The organism is Nitrospira sp. (assembly GCA_029194665.1).
Taxonomy (GTDB): domain Bacteria; phylum Nitrospirota; class Nitrospiria; order Nitrospirales; family Nitrospiraceae; genus Nitrospira_D.
Genome location: JARFXO010000003.1, coordinates 756,973 through 780,949 on the forward strand (window position 1 = coordinate 756,973; position 23,977 = coordinate 780,949).

The window sequence follows — 23,977 nt, forward strand, 5'->3', positions numbered from 1 at the left end:
AAGCAGTGTAACCACTTGCTGATAGTTGGCAAGAAAACGGTGAATATCGGCACTCCTTTGGAGAAATTGGAGCAGATACCGGCGCGGGAATCCGTGGAACCATGCTGGGAAGGAACGAGACGACAAATGTCGAGAGGGGTTACTTTGCTTCCTGCCGGAAATTATTGGTGGAGATATCCGATGAGGCGGGTCAAATCGAGGTTATGAGCGACGTGATCAGCCCAGCGATCAAGTTCACCCCGTGATCGTACCGTGACTGTCCTTGAGACGAGCTCGTCGAGAGGCGGAAGCCCTTTCCTCACACGAGCACGATTGAGCCAGACTCGGCGAAAGCCAGGCTCATCAAACACTCCATGGATATACGTGCCCCACACAAGGCCGTCTTTTCGAACGGCTCCATCGAACTCTGCTTCGCTCGCGGGGATCAATAGGCGGGCTTCCTCACCCAGTACTGAATGGCAGCGAACACTAAAACATGGAAGTTCGTTCACCCGTCGCGTGACGCCCATGTGGATCTGATACCCACGGACCACGATCTTCTTTCGCGCGAAGACGCCCTCCGCGCTTGCTTCGACTTGTGTGGTGCGCTTGACTTGCTTGAGCTCAGTTTCGGTATTCAAGTAGCCCAATCCACAGCTTGTACCGCCTTGCTCGACCTCGTGAGGATCTGAAATCCAGCGACCGAGCATTTGATAGCCACCACAAACACCGATCAGTTCGCGACGACTCTGTAGATGGTTGTCCAGCACGGGGACATATCCTGCTTCCTTCAAGTAGGAAAGGTCTGCCAACGTATTCTTGCTCCCTGGGATCATCACGATGTCGGCTTCGGCCAGCATCGAGGGTGAAATCACATACTTCAATGCGACATCTGCTTCAGACGCCACAATATTGAAATCGGTAAAGTTGCTCATATGCGGCAGTACAATGACGGCAACATTGAGTCGGTCGGATGCAAAGCCTACTCGTAAGTTCCGATCGAGATCGAGGCTATCTTCTTGATCGAGCATCAGATCGCGGAGAAACGGGACAACTCCCAAGACGGGCAGCCCGCTTCGTGCTTCCAAGAACTTCACCCCATCAGCGAATAGCCTGGCATCACCACGGAATTTATTGACGATGATCCCCCGAACCCTGGTGCGTTCGTCCGGGTCCAGCAAATCTAACGTTCCAAGAACTTGCGCAAACACCCCACCCCGATCGATATCGGCAACCAGTACGACCTGCGCATCAGCCAATTTGGCAACCGGCCAATTGACCAGATCATGCGCGCGGAGATTGACTTCCGCTGCACTCCCGGCTCCTTCGATGACGAGCACGTCGTACTGATTTGCCAATCGAGCGTAGCTTTCTTCGACCACAGACCAGAGCCCTCGTCGTCCGTCGAAGTACGTCGATGCCTCACGTTTCCCACACAGCTTTCCCAGGACAACCACCTGTGAGCAGTTGTCGGATTCCGGCTTGAGGAGGATCGGATTCATGTCAACATGTGGTGGAATACCGCACGCCGCTGCTTGCAGAGCCTGAGCTCTACCGATTTCGCGGCCCTCAGGAGTGACAAACGAATTCAACGACATGTTTTGGGCTTTGAATGGTGCGACACGAACACCAGTACGATAAAGCAGACGACAGATTGCGGCTGTGATCAAACTCTTCCCCACATCTGAGCCGGTACCGAGGATTGCGAGCGCTCGCGCCTTCATTGGTGCAGCTTCTGCCACTTCTTTGCCATGGCTAAGCCGCGGGAGACACAAGCGGAGACCGCTCTTCCGACCAGCGCGCCGAAAATCGTGTGGGTCCCGCTGTAGGTATGCAGCGGTCCCTCACCGCGCAGGCAGCACGCAATGACCACCGCATCGGTACCGGTCCCAGTCGCAAGGTCTCTCCCTTTCCAACTCGGTATGGCATGGTCGCGCAAGACGCCTGTCTTTGTCTCCGTGGCAACCTGCACCACTCCAACCATGGCTGAAGTTGAGAGACTACCATTCGTGATGAGGATGAGATTGATCGTTCCCATTCTCGCCGAACGTCTGTCCTTTCGATGAACGAGATACTGTGGCCACTCTCCGGCACGGACCGCATTCGTGACGCCGACCGTGGCAAAACATTCTACCCAGAGTTCGTCTGCCGAAACTCGGGACGTGACCAGCTGTGTCATCGGGACGGCGGTCATGAGTCCGACAGTGCAGGATCCGACCTTGAGCTGTGAAGCCAGCTTTCGTAAGCAACGAGCTGGATCGGGGAAATGCCCATTCATACCAGGGTTCGCATCCACTTGATGATTGATGATGTGTGAGGCAGACCTGAATCCACCACCTTGCGGGGCGGATGAAAGGACACGCCTCCGACCTCCGAGATTGATCACGAGCGTCTGTCCGATCACTTGATGCCGAGTGCTGACCTGAGTGGTAGCTTCCTTCATCACGACGCTTCGTGGTGAAGCAGATTCGACAAAACTTGGATGAGCCTGTCATTCTCTTGTGGGGATCGTACGGCAAGCCGGATCGAACGAGCGTTGCATCCTGGAACGGATGAACAATCGCGAATCAACAGCCCCTCATTGCGCAACTGCCCGCTCACTTCACGCGCGTTTCGGCCACGAGGCAACTCCATAAGGAAATAATTGGCGTGCGTCGGCATCACTGAACAGCCGGGCAAGGCAGCAAGCAGTTTTCCAAACCGTTCTCGTTCTTTCGCCATAAACTGCATGCTCTTTCGAGCATGGGTCGAATCCTCCAAGGCCGCGAGCGCGGCTACCTGCCCCAGGGCATTTACTGACCATGGCGGTACTTGCCTACGTAACAACTCGATCACGGGAGGCTGTGCAACTGCGTATCCGATCCGCAAACCTGGTAAGGCGTAGAACTTGGTCAGGCTACGCAAGATCACGACACGCGGCCATGAGGACGCTTGGGGAATGAATGACCGTTCTGGGCAATAATCGACAAACGCTTCATCGATCATCAACCACAGGCCACGTCGTTGAACGACTCGTGCCAATCGCCGAACCTCATCGACAGAGCATGCTTGCCCACTAGGACTATTGGGGTTGCAGAGCATGACTCCATGGAAGGCGTCCGATCCATTCCGCTTCTGCTCTATCAGACGGCAGAGGCCATCGATCGGTTGCGCGTATTGCTCGGCGCGCACAGCCGATACAGCGCTGATACGCCCACCGATTCGTGTCATCGCTGCTGCATACTCGGAAAAAGTGGGTTGCACTACTAGGAGATGTTGTATCCGGAGTGCGCGAGGAAGCGCATCGATCAATTCCGTCGAGCCGTTTCCTACAACAATGTGCGCCGGAGATCGTTGCCACAACCTGGCAAGCGCCTGACGTAGTTCCCAACAATCCGGGTCTGGATAATGAGTCAGGAGGTGACGAGCGTTAGTGATGGCACGCCGGACGCGTGGGGATGGCCCCAGTGGATTGATACTGGCACTAAAGTCAATGAGCTTGGTGAGGTCTCGGCCAAGTTCACGCGACGCTGCGTAAATATTGCCGCCATGCACTTGACGCTTCAGACGAGCCACGCCGTTCCTACCGCAAGGATGACACCCAGAAGACAGGCGACAATCATAATCCGAGATGCGATCGTAAGATCCATCAAAACAAGCCAACGAGTGCCTGTTCCGATCACTGGCCGTTCGTGAGGCACGCCATCATAATAATTGATCCCTCCCAATTGAATGCCCAACGAGCCGGCCATCGCTGCCTCCGGCCGTCCGCTGTTCGGACTAGGATGTTTCCCGCCGTCACGCCACAATATATGCCATCCCGTTCTGATAGGCGCACCGCCGCCCATGACCAGGCCGGCAGCCAGGAGAATAAGGACGGCAGATAGACGGGCTGGGATCCAGTTGGCCACGTCATCCAACCGAGCGGAGGCCCAGCCGAAATCGATATACCGTTCGTCCTTGTGACCGATCATAGAATCCATTGTGTTCACCGCTTTGTAGGCAAGCGCGAGAGGCGCTCCACCTACGACAAGATAAAACAACGGCGCAATGATCCCGTCATTCGTGCTTTCAGCCGTTGTTTCAATCGTTGCCCGAACAACTTCCTCTTCCGATAACCGCTCAGTATCCCGCCCGACAATCCTAGTGAGAGCGTGACGAGCGCCAGTGAGGTCGCCCTGTTCAAGTCGCCTCCTTACCTCACGAACGTGATCCCACAAATCGCGACCGGCAAGTGTGGTCCACCCCATGGCGATCGACAAGAGGCTTCCGAACCACCAGGCTATACCCTCAGCCATGGTGACGGCTTCGCGAGAGAGAGCGAACACACCCAATGGCAAACCGAGAGCCAGCAAGACACCGTATGCACGTAAGGCGTAGGAATAACGACAGACTTTTCTGGCGTTTTTATCGCACCAGGTAATCACTGTCCCCATTGCGCGAACGGGATGGGGAAACCATTGAGGATCCCCTGCAACGGCATCGACACCTGCTGCGAGGAGGAGCTCGCTTCCTGTCATGACAGGACGAGCACCAGCGGAACGATGAGCAAGAAAAGGATCTCCACAAGTTCGTTCGTCGCCCCTAACGTATCCCCCGTAATCCCACCGAACAAGGTTCGACAACCTGCTTGAACCATAACGATCACGGCGCTACCGCCAACAAGTATTGCTACTGTCCCGGAGATACCGAACGCCAGCATGAGCGCTGTGGCAAGTACCAATGTCGATCCCAGCACGTGAAGGAAGGACAAATGAACGAGGAACGGCGCCGCCAAGCCTCCCTCTGTCCTTGCATAAGGAGACAGCCAGGCCAAGATGACCATCGCCCAACGGCCGAGCGCCGGCATACAGACAAGAGCCGGCACTCGGAGGGGATGTGGGAGGGCCATGAGCGCTGCATAGCGGAGGATCAACGACAAAAACAGGCCGGTCGCTCCGATCGCCCCGATCCTCGGGTCACGCATGATAGCGAGGCGAGCAGCCGATGTTCTGCCACCGGCAATCCCGTCAAGCGTGTCAGCCAGGCCGTCCTGATGTAACCCTCGAGTGAAGGCAATGAGCAGCACGATCAATAATACATTCACGACTTCTGACGCAAACAGCTTCGTCAGCACCGCGTCCGCCAGTGCTAATGTCCCACCGATCAGAAGACCGACGGTGGAATACCAGGCCATCGATGAGGCCAACTCCATCGCCGTTGGCTCGTGATGGCTCCGACTGAGCGGAACCGCAGTCAAAAAGTGCCATGCGAAGAGGAACGGCCGAACCAGGGTCGTCATCTGTTGCGCTCCGACACGCCTGCTTCATCGAATGTCGCCATCTCCGTATAGATCTTGATCGCGGCACAGACCAGATCCATCCCCAAACAAGCCCCCGTCCCTTCCCCAAGACGCAAGTCGAGATCCAACAGCGGTTGCAATCTCAGATGGTCCAAGACTATACGATGGCCCCGCTCGACCGAGCGATGAGAGGCAATGAGATACTCACGACACAATGGCTGAAGCCCGACAGCGATCAACGCCGCTGCACCGGCAATAAAGCCATCCAATACGACAGGCACCCGCGCGCCCGCTGCACCAAGTATCAGCCCGGCCAATCCAGCGATTTCTAGGCCCCCGACCTTCGTCAGGACATCGAGCGCGTCATCCGGGTTCGGGCGATGCAGGTCCAGCGCCTGCTGGATCACCGCCACCTTGCGTAGAACGCCTGACTCGTCGATGCCGGTCCCATGTCCAGTCGCTTCTGCTGCAGGTCGACCGGTCATTACCGCCGTGATAGCGGCGCTGGGCGTCGTATTGCCGATACCCATTTCACCTGTCCCAATCAGGCCGAATCCTTCTCGCGCTACCTCAGTCGCCAGCTCGACCCCGACCATCACAGCCTGTTCCGCTTGGTTGCGCGTCATCGCCGGCTCGATCGCTAGATTGTGCGTACCCTTCATGACTTTCCGATCAAGAAGCCCGGGCAGGGCGCCGAACTCATAATTGACTCCGATATCCACGACCCTCACGTCCACACCGGCATGCCGTGCCAACACATTCACCCCTGCTCCACCTCGTAGAAAATTCCACACCATTTGAGACGTGACTTCCCGGGGATAAGCGCTCACCCCTTCCAGAGCCACTCCATGATCAGCGGCAAAGGTAAAGACCACAGCGCGCGGAACGGTTGGCTTCAGCTCGCCCGTGATGGCGACGTAGGACGCCACCAATTCTTCCAGGCGCCCGAGGCTGCCGGGCGGTTTGGTCAACCGATCCAATCGATCTTTTGCTTTCGCATACACACCTCTATCGAGCGGCTGAATCAGACGACACAGGTCCTGGATCGACATCATGGCTCCCTTACTCACTTCAAACGAAGCGATATTCCGCTGACAACGAGATGGACTTCATCCGCTCCGACGGCAATTTGCTGATTCACCCGCCCGGCAAGATCACGAAATGCTCGCACCGACGGCTCAGCCGGAACTAGCCCGAAGCCCAACTCATTGCTGACGATGACGACCCTCGCAGCTACGGTCCGCATCCTCTGCAAGAGTGTTCCAACTCGGGCGAGAACGACCGATTCCTTTAGGCCGGTTCCGACCAAATTACTCAACCACAGGGTGACGCAATCGAAGAGAATCGTCCGGTACCGAGGCCCCTGCTTGGCAAACCAGGCATCCACTTCAAGGGGCTCCTCAACGGTCTCCCAATCCCTCGACCTTGTAGCCTGATGTCGAGTGATTCGTGCCGCCATTTCATCATCTAAGCCCTGCCCCGTGGCAACGAATGCGCGTGGACCTCGTGAGCCGGCTAGCTGGAGAGCTGCCTCACTCTTTCCTGACGACGCTCCACCAAGCACAAGGATGATGCGGCCTTTTGCTCGTTGCGCGGATCGACCGTTACTCGGTTTTCTTTGCGACATCGCGCTCCCATAAGAACTCCGGTTCTCCCTGCGTCTTCGCCACCCAGCGACCCAAAACGAACAGCGTATCGCTCAGTCGATTGAGGAACTTGATGATCGTCGGATCGACCGGCTCCGCTTTTGACAGAGCTATAGCTACCCGCTCGGCCCTGCGGCAGATCGTCCTCGCTTGATGGAGAAAACCGGACACTTTTCCTCCTCCAGGCAGAATGAACTCTTTGAGCGGCTCCAAATCCTTCTGACAGCGATCGATCAGTTTTTCCAAGCGCACAACATCCTGCGTCGCCACCTGCGGCATGTTCTTGAACGTCTGTCCCGGCGCCGTGGCAAGAATGCTGCCGACGTCGAACAGTTTGTTTTGCACCCAGCGCAACTCTGCTTCGAGTTGCCGAGCCGCCTCAACTTCTTCGTTCATGTCGGCATTGATGACCCGTACCACACCGATCGAGGCATTGAGCTCATCCACCGCCCCGTAGGCTTCGACGCGCAAGCTGTCCTTCCATACTTGCTGTCCACCGGCCAATCTCGTCTTCCCTGCATCGCCGGTTCTGGTATAGACCTTGGTAATCCGCATCATCGTTTCCCCTTACGCTCAGTCAGCGTCTGGCCCCAGGATTCATAGTGAATGAGATGGTCCAGCGGAATCCGCTCTCGCCATCCGGCACGTTCCAAATCCGGCTGAGTCGCAAAGTTCGATACGTACCCCAGACAAAGATACGCCAGTACTTTGACCGACTTAGGCACGCTCAAGACGCGTTTCAGGGCGCTGTGATCAAGAATGCTGACCCAGCCCACTCCGATCCCTTCCGCACGTGCGGCCAGCCACAGGTTTTGTATGGCGCAGCAAGTGCTATAGAGGTCCGTGTCACGCACCATGGAGCGACCCAACACATGGGCCCCTCCCCGCTGACGGCTGCAAGTCACGCCGATGTTGATCGGAGCTTCCTCGATCCCCTCCAGCTTGAGGTTTCGGTAGAGCGTAGCGCGTTTTCCCTGGTACCGTGTTGCGGCTTCGGCATTGGCTTGCTGGAACAATTTTTTCACCGCACTCTTGATTGTGCGATCCCTGACTACCACAAAATCCCAGGGCTGCATGAATCCAACCGACCCGGCATGGTGGGCAGCGGTCAACACACGCTTCACAATGTGATCCGGAATCGGCGTCGGCAGAAAGTTGCGGCGGACATCACGGCGCTCGAAGATCGCGCGGTACACCGCTGTACGCTCTGCATTCGAAAACCGGCCTTCAACCCGCATTACTCAGGACACTCCGTGACACCACTCGTTCATGATGGGCGAATCCCTAGCTCACCGGTCGCGATTTTTCCCAAACAGACGGGACAGAGACATTCCTTATAGCGTGTTGCGATCCAAACCATCTGCTGCTCGGTAATGCCGATCTTGCCACACCAGCACTGGTAGCCGCCGCACTCAAACGCTTGTCCGCAGTGCTCACAGGTTTTCTGGATCGGTCCTCTCACAATTCACGCCCCGGCTGTGCTTTGATGCCTCTTCGGAAGGGATGCTTCCCCTGCCGCAACTCACTCACGCGATCGGCTGCCACGATTGCCCCCCGCTAGACATTCGACCGGCAGATTGGCGAACAGCCGTCACCAGCGCTGTCCCGACCTGTGGCTGACTGGCAAAGTGCAGATGGGTGTAGAGCGCCAGCACGTTGCCGACCGTGAGCCCATCCTGTCCCTTTGAAAGTCCTTCGGCATCGCTCAGGGCGCAGGAATATTGCAGCGACCCCCTCGGAACCAACGCGGAATAATGGAACTCATGGCCTCGTGCCGTGACGCCGACGTCACCAAGCATGCAGCGTCGTGAACATTCCACCGTTCTATATCCCAACGTGAGGCGTTGTTTCTGCATGACTGCTTCAGCCGGAAAGATCCCGACCATCCCATGCGAGCGGCCATTGAAATCGCGGATCGATTCCGTGAGATACATCATCCCGCCGCACTCCGCATAGACCGCACCGCCGCGCTCGGCAAACTGCTTGATGGCTGCCCGCATGGCCGCGTTCTCGGCCAGAGCCTCGCCATGCAATTCCGGATATCCACCGCCAAGATACAACATCTCGACGTCCGGCAACAGATGGTCGTTCAACGGAGAAAACGTCACGATTTCAGCCCCGGCAGCCTCCAGCAACTCAAGATTTTCCGGATAGTAAAAACAAAACGCTCGATCCTGTGCCACGCCGATTCGAACCGTACGACCGTCGCTCTTTATGACCGACGGAGACGCTGTTGACGAAAACGTCTCGCTCGAATGGGCAAGGGCTTCGATACGATCAAGATCGACCGTTTCCAGTGCAACCTTCGCTAACCGCTGGTAGAGCCGATCCTCGCCTTGCTCACTTGCCATGACAAGCCCCAGATGGCGATCGCGAATAGTCAGAGCGGGATCCGAACGCAAATATCCGACAGGGACCACATCCGTCGCCTGTTCTACCGCCGCCTTCAGTAATTGGTAATGGCCTTCACTTCCGACGCGATTGAACAACACCCCCGCCACATGAATCGCCGGGTCGAAACGCACGTAACCAGTCACCATCGCCGCAGCGGAACGGGCCATCGCACTTCCGTCGACAACGAGCAGCACGGGGGCATTCAATTGCTTCGCCAATTCAGCCGTGCTGCCCACCTCGTTCACCGGCGAGCTGCCGTCAAACAGCCCCATCATACCTTCGATAATGGAGATATCCGCATCGGTTGCGGCACGAGCAAAGGTCGAACGATTCAGGTCCGCCCCCAGCATCCACCCGTCAAGATTTCGAGACGGGCGGCCGGTGGCCGACCGGTGATGACTCGGGTCGATAAAGTCCGGTCCAACCTTGAACGGCTGGACCAGGCGGCCTCGCTCATGCAAGGCCGCCAGAATCGCCAATGTCGCCGTCGTCTTGCCGACGCCACTCGACGTACCGGCAATGACCAATCGTGGGTAATGTCTCATGGTGTGCTAGATCGGAAGATCGTAACTCATGCGCAGGCCGCCGAAGATCGAATGGATCGGTGTGCCGAAGTAAAGGACCTCTTCATACTTTTCATTGAAGATGTTGTCGAAACGCAAGTAGGCTTGGATCTGTTTCGTGACATCGTAACTTGCGGACAGATTCCAGACCAAAAAAGCCGGGATCGATCCTTCATTGCCAACGCTGTTAAATCGCTGGCCAAAGTAGCGTCCCTCCAGATTGGCGCGCAAACCATCAATGGGCTGATAGCTGATGATCGTCGAAACTTGATTAAGCGGCCATTTGGGAAGACGTATATCGGGACCACTGCTGAGATCCTGGGTAGCCGCGTAGGTATACTGAACAAGCAGATCCAAGTTTTTTATCCACGGTTTGTCGCGAAACACTTTCAGCTTCGTGGTCACTTCTACCCCTTGAGCCCTAGCCAACCCCGCATTCTGAGCACAGAAGCCGAACGAATTAGGAGCCGTACACTCGGTCGGATCGAACACCGACAAGATAAGGTTACGATAGCGCGTCCAAAAATATCCGACACTGATGCTGCCTCGATCATGAGGCAGCGTCTGTTCGATGGCAGCATCCAACGACTGACTTTTTTCCGGTTGCAGATTCGGATTGCCGAATCCCGGGAAAAACAGCTGGTTGATCGTCGGCGCACGAAATCCGGTGGCATAGCTCCCGCGCAGCTTTGTGCCGGTTTCCTTGACCAGGTACCCACCCGTCACACGATAGGTTGTGGCGCTTCCGAAGACGTTGTAGGCGTCATACCGAACACCGGCGGTTCCGAACAAACGATCCCAGAGATTCAACTGAGCTTCTCCGAACCCTGCTTGGCTACTGAGTGTCTTATCCGAAAAGGTAGCTGTCTGCGTGAGCAGATCCATATTGCTGCCCTTCTGCTCCCGAAACTGATAGCCTGCCGTTAACAACAACGGTTTGCCGACCTGGATATTGTGCTGCCATTCAATCCGGTTGCTCGTTGTCTCAATTTGAGACATAAAGGGAAACCCGATCGGTCCTGTCGCTCCGGTCACGAGGTTACGTTCGACCGTTCCCCCGTTGCTCACAAGATTGTCGGTCGCTCGTGACAAGGTCAGCTGTTGCGACCACCAGGTGGTCATCGGTTGCACATAGGTGCCTGCGTAGACGTATTGCGTGCTTTGTGATCCTGCTCCCAACACATCCGCCGGATCGGAGGCAAAGGTGACTGGATTAAACGCAAATCCGTCAAAATTCACGATGCCGTCCATCCAACGGAAACTAAAATCCAGCCTTCCATCCTTTGGAAGGTCGGCACCGAATCTCACGGATCCTTGCCAGTTGTGATATCCATCGCGCTCAGCCGCCCCACGCCGATAATTGATCGCCGAAAAACCGGCCGTATCCCAGCGGGTGATTGCCCCAGAAAAATCTATGGGGCCCTTCTTGCCGACTAGATTGGCCCCTTCTCGAAGCGAGACGAACGAGCCGTACTCGGCAAAACCGGAGATGTTGGGCTTGCCACGGCCCCGCTTTGTTGTGATGTTGATCACGCCCCCCATGGCATCCGATCCCCACAGCATGCTCTGACTTCCTCGCAAGATCTCGATCCGCTCAATGTTGTCGGACGTGAGGTTGGCAAAGTCATACGTGCCGATCGTGGCACTATTGACGATCGCCCCGTCGATTAAAACCATCGTCTGCTCCGGCGTCCCCCCACGTATCCGTACATCCACGACCGTGCCGGGCCCACCGCTCTGGTTGACCGATAGTCCTTGTGCCCAGCGGAGCACCTCTGCAACTGTCCTGACCTTTCGCTGCTGCATCTCTTCGCCGGTGATCACCTCCACGGCGCTCGTGACTTGTTTGGCAGGCATTGGGGTTTTGGTGGCGCTCACGACGACTTCCGGAACTTCGACCTCCGGTTGGTCGGCCATCGCAATCTCCTGAGCCGATGCAGGATAGGCGAGAGCGATCATCCATGGAATGAGAGCACAGGCACGGAACCAACGACGGGCTGAAAACCGCAACATGAAAACCTCCCTTTGACTCGAAGGGTGTCGATAATCCCGGCAGTCGGGTCTCCTGACTTGCGGCTCGTCGTTTCTCTGCGCCTTCCCATGCGCCAAGGCACACAGTGGCACGTTGCAGAGTCACTCCCCGCTTACAGTGGCGGCACCGTGATGGATTTGCACCATCTTCCCCGTCGCTGTCGGTGTGGTCTTAAAGCATCCCCCAGAATAATTGTTGTGCACCCAGTTTCCCATGCAGGAGAGGGGTGCCTCTCTTCCTGCCCTTTACAATCTGTCATGCATTCGAAAGCCCTCGCCTCAATTTCGGACATAGTCGACGGCATATCGTGGAGAACGCAGAGCCATGTTGTCGAAATCCCAGCTGAACGTCAGCACGGCGGATTTCTTGGACCGATGGGTGAGGAGCCGCCTGCCGTCCTTCACGACAAGACTCGGAGCGTCCCAAAAATCCAGCGTCTTCTCTGCGCCCGTTCTATTACAAACGATCAACGGAAGTCCTGTTTCATAGGTCCGCTGCTCCCATTCCCCATTCGGACCGTGAACCCCCGGGCCCCATGAGGCAGGAGACACGAAGATCTGCGCGCCTTCAAATTGAAGTGCACGGGCAATATTCGACGTATAGACATCGCTGCAGACAAGTACGCCGACCTTGATCCCATCACACTCGATCGGAGCGGCGCTGTCACCGGGACTCGACCATGACAGCGAATCGCTTATCACGTTGATCTTGCGATGTTTACCAAGGATCTCGCCGGTCGGGCCGATGACAAACACCGAATTGTAGAACCGCTTGCCGTCGCGCTCCGGGCACCCCAGAAATACGGTTCGTTTCAATGTCTTGACCAGCTTGCAGACCTGTTGCATCCAGGGGTCGGGCTGCGGCTCTATCCAATCTGAACCGACGACCTGTGCGAATTGCAGTCCGCAGACCGCAAGCTCAGGGGTCACGATCCAGTCGGCCCCGTTCCGGGCAGCATGCTTGATAGCCTCGACAATCACGTACCGGTTCTGCGTGACTGCCCCGGGAACCGTCTCCAAATGAAGCAGTGCGATCTTGCCCCTTCTCATGTCACGTCCTACCGGACAGAGCACGTCCCGGAACTGTCACCCGAGGCAAGCCGGTACCAGGATGCCGATCCACCAATACCCGGCATCGGTATACGGCTTCCAATGTCCCAGGCTCAATGACCTCAGCAGGAGAACCGAGCCGTGCCACTCGTCCGCGATCCAACAACAGAATTCGGTCGCAATACTGACTCACAAGATTCAAATCATGAGAGACCAACACAATGGTGAGCCCTCGTTCTTCCTTGAGCTGTCGTATGACCCGACAGATGTCGATTTGGTGCTGTAAATCGAGGAACGCCGTGGGTTCGTCGAGCAACAGGACCATCGGAGATTGAGCCAAGGCGCGGGCGATGACGGTCCGTTGCCGCTCGCCGCCGGAAAGATCGGGTACCAGACGCTTCGCAAGATGGGCAATGTCGACTGTGGCCATGGCCTGCGCGGCAACGGCAATATCTGCCTCGTCTTCCCAACTGAAACCTCCAGACCACAAGGTGTGCCTCCGCTGAGCGAATCGTCCCATCATGACCGTCTCCGCGACGGTAAACGGAAAACTCTGTTGGGTATCCTGAGGAACATGGGCGATGAGACGAGCCATATCTTGTGGCATCAAGGCTGCCAAGTCGTCCGCAAACAAACGAACCGTTCCTTGGTGCGGGCTGAGGATGTTTGCCAGTATTTTGATCAACGAGGTCTTTCCTGACCCGTTTGGCCCAACGATGCCGAGAACCTCTCCAACGTTGACCTGAAAACCCACGCCATCGAGAATCCAGTCGGCACCATCCGCCGATCCTGCATGGTAGCGAAATCGAACGGACTCGATTTCATAGGCGAACCGGGACGCGCCATGGGCGATCCCATTGGCCGAAGCTTCCGATGCGGTCTGCCGCTGATTCGAGCCGATCACACCAACTGATCCTTTCGCCATAGCAGCAGGTAGAGAAACATCGGGCCACCGGTGAGAGCCGTGACAATCCCCACTGGAATTTCGCTCGGTGCCAGGATGGTGCGGGCGACCGTGTCTGCCGCCACGAGAAACATTCCTCCCGCGAGCATCGAGGCCGGTAACAGCACGCGATGATCGGACCCGACCAGCATGCGGACCGCGTGCGGCACGACCATGCCGACAAAGCCGATCATGCCGCTCACCGATACGACCGCTCCCGTCAACAGAGCAGCGAGGAAAAACAATTGTTTTTTTACTCGTTCAGTCTCAACACCCAATGAACGCGCTGTCTCCTCGCCAAAAGTCAGGATATTCATGATCTGAGCCTTCTGCAGAAGGAGAGACGCTCCGCCCACCACATACAGTGCGAACATCGACAGGATGCCGTAGTTCGACACCATCAGGGAGCCCATCAACCACGCGATGAGTCCGGCCGACCGATTGGGGTCCATAATCGATGTGATGAACATGATCAACGCGGTCAGCATGGCATTCAGAATAACGCCGGCCAACAACATGCTCTGAATCGGCAAGCGCCCCCGCGAGCGAGCCAATCGATACATCGCCCCCAGGGATAATAACCCTCCGATAAACCCGAAGAGGGGCAGCGCAGGCAGAAACGCCAGTGTCGTGCTGATGCCGAACAGCATGGCTAACGACACTCCCAACGCTGCTCCGCTTGAGACGCCAAGGACATAGGGATCCGCCAAGGGGTTTCTGAGGAGGGCTTGCAGCGTCACACCCACTACCGCGAGACTGCCTCCGACGAGAAAACCGGTCAAGACACGGGGCAGACGAATATGGAGCATGATCACGGCGGAGGTATCGGTTCCTGCCTTATCGAGCGCTCCACTAGCTGACCATCCACTCAACGTCGACAGAACGGTTCCCATGTCAAGCTTTGTCGCTCCGAACTGAAGGCACAACAGGCACAGAGCCAAGCTCACCACTAGTAGACTGCCGATGATCGCGATCCACCGCTGAAACGTCAGGATCGCTCCGCTGTTCTTCCATTGCTGCAGCTGCTCAACCCCATCTTTCGTCAACGGGGGAGAAACGATCGGGGACGAATCGACCGGCGCGAGTTGCGAAGTCGGTATTGCCATAGGACCCCCTTACCGATTCACCGACGAGGACAGATCCAGCTCCGGATGCACGATCTCCGCTAACATCCGTAGCGCCTGCACGATACGCGGTCCTGGGCGGTTCACAATACTGGAGGGAATCTGGCGCAGCCGTCCTGCTTTGACGGCAGTCATCCCGGTCCACTGCCGCCATGTTCGCTGTTCACTCTCGGAAATGCCTTCCGCCTGCCCCACCGGAAAGATCAATACCTCAGGGTCTTCCAATAACACCGTTTCCATGCTTAAACGCGGATAGGGCGCGGCACTCTTGGCCGCGACGTTGACACCACCGGCGAGTCTGATCAACTGATCGATAAAACTTCCCGGGCCCACCGTAATCAGCGGCTGACTATTGAGGACATACAGCACGCGGATCGGCGGTGCTTTCTCCATCCGTGACTTAATCCCGATGAGTTCCTGTCTCAGATTCATCGTCAAATCGTTTGCCGCAGCCGGATGACCTAACATCCGGCCGAGTGTGCCGAGATGAGCCAGAATATCTTCGATCGTTGTCGCGGCCATCACAAACACCGGCACCTTGAGTTGCTCCAACGCCGCGATGATATCCGGCCTGAGAAATTCCTTCGGCGCCAAGACAAGGTCCGGTTCAAGCGCCATCACTGCTTCGAGATTGGGATTGGAGTAGCCGATTTTTGCTTTGGCTGCCGCTTCGGGCGGGAAATCACAAAAATCCGTGACGGCGACCAGCCGGTCTCCTGCGCCGATGGCAAACACCATTTCGGTAACGCTGGGAGCTAAGGAGATAATCCGGACAGGCGGCTTCGCCAAATAGATATTCCTTCCGGCATCGTCCACAAACGATCGCGATGACACATGCGCCATGAACGGCATGCCGGTGAGAATTCCCTGTTGCCGTCGCTTCATCTCACCATAACCTCCTTGCGCGCATTCAGCTGCCTGTGTAAGAAACACAGACAGCACCACCAGCAGCCATATGCTCACGACTGGGCGATATCGATGCCATTGACTCAAAAGAAAAATCCCCAAGGCCTGAATAGACCTTGAGGATTGCACCCGCTTCTCATCCTCACCAGTTCCCCAGCCTCGAGGGAACGACGGTCAATTCTCCGAGCAGGTCTTCTGGCTCATGGTTCACCCTACTCCCCGGCCTTCCCATCCGAAAACTGTTGTGACGAGTGATGGGTGATGGGCAATGAGTTAGAACAACTGGAACCTACTCATCACTTGTCACCAATCACTCTTCACTGCCTTTCAGACAGTGGTTCTCGCGGGTTTCGTCCCCATTGACAGCGGCGGGACCACGAGGGATTCACACCCTCTTCCCTTACTCAGGAGTGATAGTGTTGAGCACAATAGGAGAGACCGCCAAATCTTGTCAAGTTCGATAATGCCCGGCCTTTATTATGCCCCGCTTCATCACAAAGGGGTCTGGCGCTTGTGAGCATCCAGTAGGCTATGGTACTATCCGCACGCAACTTCGATTTCATCCACCTACGACGAGATGTCGCTGGAAACTCAACAGAGTCACGGCTGTAAGGCTGTGGGCTCCACTCAGTGGAAAGGAAGTACGACTGTGGCGTTACAATGTGAAATTTGCCAAAAGAAGCCTGTATCCGGCAACAATGTCAGTCACGCGAACAATAAAACCAGGCGAGTGTTCAATCCTAATATCCAGACTGTTCGTGCCATGATCGGCAAGACCCATCGGCGTATTCGGGTGTGCACCCGATGTTTGCGTTCAGGGCTTGTCCGTAAAGCGGTCTGACGGCTTCTTTTCTCCACAAGAGGCTACGGCGCCTCCCAGACAATCCGACCTCCTCGCTCGACCAGTTTGATGACTGACCGTTCATCAGGAGAGAGAGTCAGGGTACGGTTGCCGTCCTTGCTCTTCAGGACGAGCCCGACTTCGCCGTTCGCATCCAACCCAAGACCGGCTCGAGCTTTCCCCTTTGCATCCAACAGTAAGAACTCCTCGGCGTTCACCCCATTTGGCTTCTGCGCCTCAACCGGTCTTGGTGAAAGTAACTGAGTACTAATCACACCACCGAATGTCCCACCGATGAATGCCATTCCGCAAAGCACAATCATCTGCTTGTGCCTCATGATTACCCCTTTCGTGAAGTCAACGCGACGACATTGATGCAACATCGGAGGATCTTATGCGAGGTACCGCCCAACGGCAACCGACCCGCCCAGGATCAAACAAGCTGTCGCTCTGGCAGGTTTTGATGGGGAAGGATCGAAAACTGAGATCGAAGCGGAACCCGACGCCAGAAGAGAGCGTCCTGTCTCGCGCGCTATCGATTACGACCTCGTACCGATAAACACAACTCCGTTCGTCTTGTCACTATTCAATGCGGCGCTGTAGAGTTTTCCTGCATGAAAAAATCCAACTCCCTTCACAGTAGCGGTTCCGTTGCTACAACCACCCTCTCCATTGAATGTGATGGTCACATCAAATACATTTCCATGTGCTCGCGGCTTAAATAAGCCGCTGAACGTGCATCCGGTAGGAGAGAGATCAGTAATAGAGCGACCAGTGATGGCTCCAGTGGCGGATACGGTAACGGACACGTTTTCACCTGCAGCTACCGGTCCGATATAGGTTCCGGCCGCAGCATTGATATCCGGAGCCGACTCATAATCACTACTGTATGTCGTCGTAAATGAGTCTTGCGGCTGCGCGTTGTTCTGATAGACAATCGTGCCGTCCAAACGTTGCTTCATCGTATAGGTACCATCGACCGTAGCATTGAGTGTTGGTGCTGTTCCTCGCTCCACACTGAAGTCCGTGGCGTTTGAAGACGTCAGGACACCATTTTGTGAGCTGCTCCCCCCTTGGACTACACCTGCGATGAACGAGGGGTCGCCAACCATCGAATACAGGACCCAATAGACGCCGTCATCGAGTACAACCCCCGTCACAGTACGGTTGGTGTTGGTGGTCCCGGTCCAAAGCCCCTCTGCAGGGGATGCAGGGGGCGCTGTAGCAGATGGGGTCGATGTGTCACCACCGTCGCCACAAGCAGAAAGGCCGACGAGAAGCAATAAGATAAGAACGTGATCCTGAATCCGTTTCAATTGCATATGTGTCTCCCTAGGTGAAGCCAGACCTGAGCCTTGTAAAAGTAGCGAGGCATTGCTACCAGCCTGTACAGGAAAACTCCAATCCTTCTTAAGATGGGGTCAGGAGAACTGGACTTTTCATAGCTGGTCTAAAATTGGATGGGATGGCCGGATTTCCAACGGAATCGTGACGGAGAAAGTTATGGCGGCGGAGACTGTACGCAAAGTTTCTGAAAGTTTGGAGCGGGCGATGGGATTTGAACCGCACTCCGTCGCCGGTTCAGCCCTGAACCTTGCTTCCCGGCTCCTGCAGAGGGGGCCAGCCCCCTCGCACGCTCCCCACGAAAGGGGCTCACCCCTTTCGAAATCCCCTTGTCCTGGGTTCAAATCCCGCTGAAGGACAATGGCAGGTTTGGAGCGGGCGATGGGATTTGAACCCACGACAACTAGCTTGGGAAGCTAGGACTCTACCACTGAGCTACGCCCGCTCACTGGATCGCATCCTACGCGGGAAATTCACCGCAAGTCAAGGAACAGAAATCTCGCTCGTTATCGACGATGCAATTGAGCCCAATGACAATGATTCCGAACGTCAGGGCCTTCTAAAAAGACTCCCGGTACAGTTTTTCTCTAAAGCGACTCGCGCTCTCCTGCAGCATGCCGATTCTTTACTCAACCGGGTCCATCTTGTTCCATGGACTGTGGCCTATCCAGCGCTGAATCAGCTTGACGACTTCTGCTTCCTATTCGGGACGGAGACTGACATACCATTCGGACGCCTTAGGCAACACCCGCTGCATCGTGCGTGTGTGTTCTGCGCGGTGGCGCTCTATCAGTTGGGCCACCTTGGCCTCATCCAGCCGGTCGCTTTTCACCCGAGCGATGATTTCTTCCATGGCGACCCGACGTTCCTTCTGCGAGTCGGCACGCCCGGCCAACATTTCGTCCTTCGCGATGGTAGTCACCTCTTTCATGGCGAATATCGTCACCTCTGCTTGTGCTGTACATGCTACCCGCAGACCTATCACGAACCGTTCCAGTTTTCGGATGTCCAACAGAGCTATACGTAACCTATTGAATCAAGAGCGAATGAGAGGAGGGGTCGGGTGCAGATGATGCATCCAAGTCGTAGTGGTGACGATGCAGAGTGACGACGATTTCGTCAGGTGACGAAATCGTCGTCATCGATCGAGGTCTGTCGTCTTGCGGAACAGCGTCAACTGCAACCCGTTGTTAGGTTTTCCACAATCTTCTACGATCACATCTCTCGTCTTTGTGTTGCGTATGGCTTAGAACTTCGTCGCGGCACTTACGAGCTGACCGTCGTAGGTATTTGTGGTGGCAGCCTCGAGCATCACCCATGCCGCATCCTCGTATGAAACGAACGGGCCGGCGTCGCGGTTGATCCGCACCGACCTTCGCACGTCCGGGCTTCGCCAGCCAGCGCTGTCCATGCGGCCCGGGCAGAAGATCACATAGTTGATATCAGCCTGACGAATGGCATCGATACATGCACCGTGTGCGCGGTACGCGCCCTCGACCCAACTCCCCAAGTGCAGAAGCCGTTTGTAGTTTGGCGTGACGCCGTCATCGGCCATGACATTCGTGGTGCCGCCGGGCCAACAGAGCTTCTTGATGTCGTTGCGCTTGACTGCTGCCGCCAACTCACGGGCCAGGTCAAGATCGGCGCCTCGGCCTGACAAAACCACATCGCTTCCGGGCATAGCCTCGTCTAGCACCTTCATGTGCGTGCCATCGCCCACCTTGGTCTTGCTCAGCCTCGCGAGGATCTCTTCGGCCAATTCGGCCTCGAGCTTGGCCCGATCCCTCACGAGAACAGAAACGCGTAAGCCGCGCTCGAGAGCCTCCTGCACCATGCACTTCCCGAGTCCACCCACGCCGACGATCAGTACTCTCAACGGTTGCATTGCTACTTCTCCTTTCGGCTTGTTCACAGGCCTATCCCAAGAAGATAGGGACAAAGGAAGGGCGGGATGCCGGCCCATTCCGGTTACTTCCTGAGCACTAGCGCGTCTTGGATCCCCGTCTCGCTGCTCGCTCTCGGTCAGTGTTTCTGCAGATGTGCGTTAAGGTGACTGGCATAGTCACTGCCCTCCCTTATCTTTTGGAGTAAAGAGCCCCGCCCTTCCGGGCGGGGCTCTCAAATGCAATCTCTCGTAAGCATCCGCTCATTCGGAATGACGCAGTCGCAAGCTGCATCAGTACTCGAAAAGGACGTTATAGAGCGCCGGCGTCATTTCAATGTTCAGTTGCCCCAGCATCGCTTTCATGGGTGTAACGCTCTTCTCATACGCCTTCCAATAGACATCTTCATTTTCCCAGAGCGCAACGTTGATAAAGTTGAATTTGCTGTCGGGCTTGATACTTTTATGAAACTTGCCGCTGATATAGCCCGGTTGCTTGGTGATATCGACCTTTATGTCTTGCCACCACTTCACAAATTCGTCCTCTTTGGCTTTCGGGACCGAAAACACGTTGATCAAGGTAACTGGCATAGCGCATCTCCTTTTTATCTAATTAGAGTTTCACTTCTCTAAACTACCTCCCTGGGGTCCTGTAATGTCCTGCAACACCGTCTGTATAGAGCAACCACTCAAATCAATGTGACCGACATGGCACACCTCCTTTTTTGTCTCAATCAATTTTCATTCCTCTAAACTACCTCCCTGGGATCCTGTAATGTCCTGCAACACCGCCTCGATATAACAACCGCTGGCCTGCAGGTCGGCGCCTTCCTGCCACATCGTTGCCAAGAGCAGCCTGCCCTCAGGATCAATATGCGACAACCCGGTGAGATCCACAGCGAATGGGCCATCTGTCTCCCGAGACAAGCGCTGCCAGACTTGTCGTGCTTCGTCTACCCACGGGCCGGCTAACGTGCCTTCCAAGACCATTCTGGCCGGCTGCCTGGCCTGTACCGTGACCCTCAGCATGCTGATTCTTTACCCAGCCGGGTCCATCTTGTTCCATGGACTGTGGTCCGTCCACCGCTCGATCAGCTTGGCGGCTTCGGCTTTCTGGTCGGGACGGAGGCTGGCGTGCCATTCGGACACCCTGGGCAATACCCGCTGCATCATGCGCGTTCGCTCTGCTTGGTGCTGCTCGATCAGTTGGGCCAGCTTTGCCTCATCCAACCGGTCGGTTTTCACCTGAGCGATCACTTCTTCCATGGTGCCCCGGCGTTCCTTCTGCGCCTCGGCGCGCGCGGCCAATAGTTCGTCCTTCACGACTGCCAGTTTGGCCTTCTGTTGATCATTGAGGTCTAGCTGCCTAGCGATCTTTCCCGTCACCCAGTCAGCCCGTTCCGCCGGAGTATGGTGGCGGAAGCAAGCCGACGTCCCGAGCAGGCCAACCAAGACCGCTATGCCGACCGCAGCTCTCATGAAATGTTTGTTCATGACCCTCTCCTTCCGTCTGTAAACATGATGGTCGCCTCTGCTTGTACCCTGCATGCTACTCACACAGCTATCACGAACCGTTCCAGTTTCTGGATGTCCAGCAGAGCTGCACGGAACCTATTGAATCCAGCGCAAATGACGGGAGGGTTCGAGTGCAGATGGTGAATGCAAGTCGTAGAGGTGATGATGCAGCGTGACGAAGAGTCGTCACGTGACGAAGCGCATCGTCACCCGAGAGGGCGCGAAATCCCAAGCTTCTTCAGCTTGGAACCAAGGGTCGTCCGCTTGAGGCCGAGCTTCACCGCAGCTCCGTTTGGACCGCCGATGACCCACTTTGCTTCTCGTAAGATACGTAGGATGTGTTCACGCTCGGTGCCCTGAAGAGTTTCTGTGGCAGCGTCACTTGAGCCGCGTTCGAGTCGGAGTTCCCCGAGCGGCACCTGTAACGCCGTGCCTTGGGTGAGAATGACGGATCTCTCGACAAGATTCTCCAATTCGCGGATGTTGCCGGGCCAATCGTACTGTGAGAGTACATCGAGCGTCTTGGCGGGAATCGTCTGAATGTTCTTGTGCATGCGAACGGCATGGCGCTGCGTGAAGTAGCGGACTAAGATGGGAATGTCTTCACGGCGATCCCGAAGGGCCGGCATCGTGATCGGAAAGACATTCAGTCGATAGTACAAGTCGCTCCGAAACTCCTTCGCTTCCACGAGGCTCTTGAGATCCCGGTTCGTCGCGGCAACCAAGCGGACGTTTACGCGAAGCGTTTTCGTACTGCCCAGTCGCTCGAATTCCTGTTCCTGCAGGACTCGCAGCAGCTTGGATTGCAGCTCCAGCGGAATGTCGCCGACTTCATCGAGAAAGATGGTGCCTTTGTCCACCAGTTCGAATCGGCCGACCTTTTGGGAAATGGCGCCGGTGAAGGCGCCTCGTTCGTGACCGAAGAGTTCGCTTTCCAACAATCCACTGGGAATGGCCGCGCAGTTGAGTTTTACGAACGTTTGCCGGCTGCGACTGCTGAACCGGTGGATCGCGCGGGCGATCAGTTCCTTGCCGGTTCCGGTTTCGCCCAAGATTAACACGGTGGAGTCGGTCGGCGCGACGATCTTGACTTGCTTGAGCACCTGCTTTAAGGCCTTGCCGTCGCCGATGATCTCTTCAAACCCACGTTCCGTGCGAATTTCTTCTTCGAGATAGAGTTTTTCTTCGGTCAGTTTGTTCCTCAGTTGCGTGATTTCTTGATAGGCTAAGGCATTGGCCACGGCCAAGGCGATCTGCCCGGCGACTTGCGTAAGAAATTCGATGTCCGATTCGGCGAAGGCCTGTTCCTGACGAGACGCGAGGTTGAGACATCCCATGGCGCGATCGTGGGCGACGAGGGGCAGGCAACAGAGCGACTGGAAGCCCTTTTCAATTAACATCCGAATTACTTGATGTCCATAGCGCTGCAGTTCCTCCAGGTCGTTGATCACCACTGGCCGCCTTGTCCGTAAGGCAAGGGTGGCCGGCGTGGCTGCGTCGCTCCCCACAAATCCTTCGAACAGCAACCCGGGATTATCTGGAAAATCCAACGCATGCAGGCGGAACAGCTGGTTGACCTCGTCGTAAAGGATCAGAGAGGCATATTCTTGTGGCACGATCTCTCGCAAGCAGGCGCTCACTGCTTGCAACACCTCGGGCAGATCCAGCTGTGAGACCATAGCGTTGGTCATCTTCAGGAGTAGGTGGAACCGATCCCGCTCTCGCTCCGTCTCCTTCTGTGACAAGGATGCCGCTTCGCGGTTCAGCACGTTCTCGACGGCCACCGCCACCTGCTTACCCACGTGCAGCAAAAACCCGATTTCGCATTCGGAAAAAGCCTGCTTGCGCACACTACTGAAACTCATAGCCCCCAATTGGCGCACTGCGGTGGTCAAGGGGACGTAGCAAAACGAATTGATGCCGTCTTTCCGCATCAGCTGGACTACCTGGGGCCAGCGCGACTCCTGCGAGAGATCCGGTACCAGCAAAGGTCGTTGCGTTTGCCAGACAAGCCCGGCTGGTAACTCGTCCACAGAGAGAACATGACCTCCGGTAATGTCGACAGGGACATTGGCTTGCAGGGTATGGAGGCGCATGGCGTGACGTTCGGCGTCGTACAGGGACAGGCCCACGAAATTTGCGTCGACCACACGGGGCAGCAACATCGCGAGGTCCCGATAGAGGGAGGCCAAATCGCTGTGAACGGAAATTGATTCCGCAACATCAAGCATCGTTTCGAAGTGAGACTGGTATCGGGATTCGAGATGTGGCGACTCGTCAGCCATCAGCAGACACGAGCACAAGAGACAACGGCTTTACCTCAGACTGGGCCTGCGGCCACCACTATAGCAATCATACTGGGCTCAATGCATCTGTGGGTTGGCGGAAGATCATTGGAAACTCCGCCGACTCGCAGTACCGGGGATGAAGGCTTTTACAATCGGCAGCGATGTCGCTCCACGCTCGGCTATCGGTTCCTCACCGAGTTCGAGGCAAGGG

The 23,977-nt window shown here is 56.2% G+C and carries 24 protein-coding genes, 1 tRNA gene and 2 riboswitches; of the genes, 1 reads left to right on the forward strand and 24 read right to left on the reverse strand.

Annotation, left to right across the window (positions count from 1 at the left end; translation table 11 throughout):
- Positions 1-161 precede the first annotated feature (161 nt).
- From P0119_13005 to P0119_13075, 15 genes are all read right to left on the reverse strand, one after another.
- Complete coding sequence (locus tag P0119_13005) at positions 162-1,703, reverse strand: cobyric acid synthase (protein MDF0666977.1); 1,542 nt, start codon at positions 1,701-1,703, stop codon at positions 162-164.
- Complete coding sequence (locus P0119_13010; GenBank protein ID MDF0666978.1) at positions 1,700-2,422, reverse strand: adenosylcobinamide amidohydrolase; 723 nt, start codon at positions 2,420-2,422, stop codon at positions 1,700-1,702. Before P0119_13010 ends, P0119_13005 begins: the two co-directional genes overlap by 4 nt.
- A complete protein-coding gene (gene cobD / locus P0119_13015; GenBank protein ID MDF0666979.1) occupies positions 2,422-3,534 on the reverse strand; it encodes a threonine-phosphate decarboxylase CobD in 1,113 nt (370 codons plus the stop codon). The genes P0119_13010 and cobD overlap by 1 nt, the downstream gene beginning before the upstream one ends.
- A complete protein-coding gene (gene cbiB / locus P0119_13020) occupies positions 3,522-4,478 on the reverse strand; it encodes an adenosylcobinamide-phosphate synthase CbiB (protein MDF0666980.1) in 957 nt (318 codons plus the stop codon). Before cbiB ends, cobD begins: the two co-directional genes overlap by 13 nt.
- Entirely contained in the window at positions 4,475-5,239 is a 765-nt protein-coding gene (locus tag P0119_13025; protein MDF0666981.1) for an adenosylcobinamide-GDP ribazoletransferase, read from the reverse strand. Before P0119_13025 ends, cbiB begins: the two co-directional genes overlap by 4 nt.
- Entirely contained in the window at positions 5,236-6,294 is a 1,059-nt protein-coding gene (gene cobT / locus P0119_13030; protein MDF0666982.1) for a nicotinate-nucleotide--dimethylbenzimidazole phosphoribosyltransferase, read from the reverse strand. The genes P0119_13025 and cobT overlap by 4 nt, the downstream gene beginning before the upstream one ends.
- An 11-nt stretch (positions 6,295-6,305) precedes the next feature.
- Positions 6,306-6,866 (reverse strand): bifunctional adenosylcobinamide kinase/adenosylcobinamide-phosphate guanylyltransferase, encoded by a 561-nt coding sequence (gene cobU / locus P0119_13035; GenBank protein MDF0666983.1) that lies wholly within the window; start codon positions 6,864-6,866, stop codon positions 6,306-6,308.
- Positions 6,844-7,443, reverse strand: a complete 600-nt coding sequence (locus P0119_13040; GenBank protein MDF0666984.1) for a cob(I)yrinic acid a,c-diamide adenosyltransferase — start codon at positions 7,441-7,443, stop codon at positions 6,844-6,846. The genes cobU and P0119_13040 overlap by 23 nt, the downstream gene beginning before the upstream one ends.
- Positions 7,440-8,123 (reverse strand): 5,6-dimethylbenzimidazole synthase, encoded by a 684-nt coding sequence (gene bluB, locus P0119_13045; GenBank protein ID MDF0666985.1) that lies wholly within the window; start codon positions 8,121-8,123, stop codon positions 7,440-7,442. Before bluB ends, P0119_13040 begins: the two co-directional genes overlap by 4 nt.
- 288 nt (positions 8,124-8,411) lie before the next feature.
- Positions 8,412-9,824 (reverse strand): cobyrinate a,c-diamide synthase, encoded by a 1,413-nt coding sequence (locus tag P0119_13050; protein MDF0666986.1) that lies wholly within the window; start codon positions 9,822-9,824, stop codon positions 8,412-8,414.
- 6 nt (positions 9,825-9,830) lie between these two features.
- On the reverse strand, positions 9,831-11,855 hold the full coding sequence (locus P0119_13055; protein MDF0666987.1) for a TonB-dependent receptor: 2,025 nt from the start codon (positions 11,853-11,855) through the stop codon (positions 9,831-9,833).
- Between the two features lie 24 nt (positions 11,856-11,879).
- Positions 11,880-12,073, reverse strand: a riboswitch (cobalamin riboswitch).
- Positions 12,074-12,152: 79 nt separating this feature from the next.
- Positions 12,153-12,923: a carbon-nitrogen hydrolase family protein gene (locus tag P0119_13060; GenBank protein MDF0666988.1), complete on the reverse strand. Its 771-nt coding sequence runs from the start codon at positions 12,921-12,923 to the stop codon at positions 12,153-12,155.
- Position 12,924: 1 nt separating this feature from the next.
- Positions 12,925-13,827, reverse strand: a complete 903-nt coding sequence (locus P0119_13065) for an ABC transporter ATP-binding protein (GenBank protein ID MDF0666989.1) — start codon at positions 13,825-13,827, stop codon at positions 12,925-12,927.
- A complete protein-coding gene (locus tag P0119_13070; GenBank protein ID MDF0666990.1) occupies positions 13,824-14,972 on the reverse strand; it encodes an iron ABC transporter permease in 1,149 nt (382 codons plus the stop codon). The genes P0119_13065 and P0119_13070 overlap by 4 nt, the downstream gene beginning before the upstream one ends.
- Positions 14,973-14,981: 9 nt before the next feature.
- Positions 14,982-15,875: a cobalamin-binding protein gene (locus P0119_13075; protein ID MDF0666991.1), complete on the reverse strand. Its 894-nt coding sequence runs from the start codon at positions 15,873-15,875 to the stop codon at positions 14,982-14,984.
- A gap of 188 nt (positions 15,876-16,063) precedes the next feature.
- Positions 16,064-16,319: riboswitch (cobalamin riboswitch) on the reverse strand.
- Between the two features lie 154 nt (positions 16,320-16,473).
- Here P0119_13075 and rpmB point away from each other — a divergent pair.
- Complete coding sequence (gene rpmB / locus P0119_13080; GenBank protein ID MDF0666992.1) at positions 16,474-16,737, forward strand: 50S ribosomal protein L28; 264 nt, start codon at positions 16,474-16,476, stop codon at positions 16,735-16,737.
- Positions 16,738-16,760: 23 nt separating this feature from the next.
- Here the strand turns inward: rpmB and P0119_13085 are convergent, their stop codons facing one another.
- The 9 genes from P0119_13085 to P0119_13125 form a co-directional block, all read right to left on the reverse strand.
- Entirely contained in the window at positions 16,761-17,060 is a 300-nt protein-coding gene (locus P0119_13085) for a hypothetical protein (GenBank protein ID MDF0666993.1), read from the reverse strand.
- 216 nt (positions 17,061-17,276) lie between these two features.
- Positions 17,277-18,059, reverse strand: coding sequence for a hypothetical protein (locus P0119_13090; GenBank protein MDF0666994.1), 783 nt, complete (start codon positions 18,057-18,059; stop codon positions 17,277-17,279).
- 392 nt (positions 18,060-18,451) lie between these two features.
- Positions 18,452-18,526 (reverse strand) — tRNA-Gly (locus P0119_13095).
- Positions 18,527-18,781: 255 nt separating this feature from the next.
- Positions 18,782-19,012, reverse strand: coding sequence for a hypothetical protein (locus P0119_13100; protein MDF0666995.1), 231 nt, complete (start codon positions 19,010-19,012; stop codon positions 18,782-18,784).
- Positions 19,013-19,327: 315 nt separating this feature from the next.
- Entirely contained in the window at positions 19,328-19,966 is a 639-nt protein-coding gene (locus P0119_13105; protein MDF0666996.1) for an NAD(P)H-binding protein, read from the reverse strand.
- Between the two features lie 291 nt (positions 19,967-20,257).
- A complete protein-coding gene (locus P0119_13110) occupies positions 20,258-20,554 on the reverse strand; it encodes an antibiotic biosynthesis monooxygenase (protein MDF0666997.1) in 297 nt (98 codons plus the stop codon).
- 150 nt (positions 20,555-20,704) lie between these two features.
- Positions 20,705-20,992: a hypothetical protein gene (locus P0119_13115; protein MDF0666998.1), complete on the reverse strand. Its 288-nt coding sequence runs from the start codon at positions 20,990-20,992 to the stop codon at positions 20,705-20,707.
- A 9-nt stretch (positions 20,993-21,001) separates the two neighbouring features.
- A complete protein-coding gene (locus P0119_13120) occupies positions 21,002-21,457 on the reverse strand; it encodes a Spy/CpxP family protein refolding chaperone (GenBank protein MDF0666999.1) in 456 nt (151 codons plus the stop codon).
- A gap of 227 nt (positions 21,458-21,684) precedes the next feature.
- Positions 21,685-23,763, reverse strand: a complete 2,079-nt coding sequence (locus P0119_13125; GenBank protein MDF0667000.1) for a sigma 54-interacting transcriptional regulator — start codon at positions 23,761-23,763, stop codon at positions 21,685-21,687.
- Between the last annotated feature and the right edge of the window lie 214 nt (positions 23,764-23,977).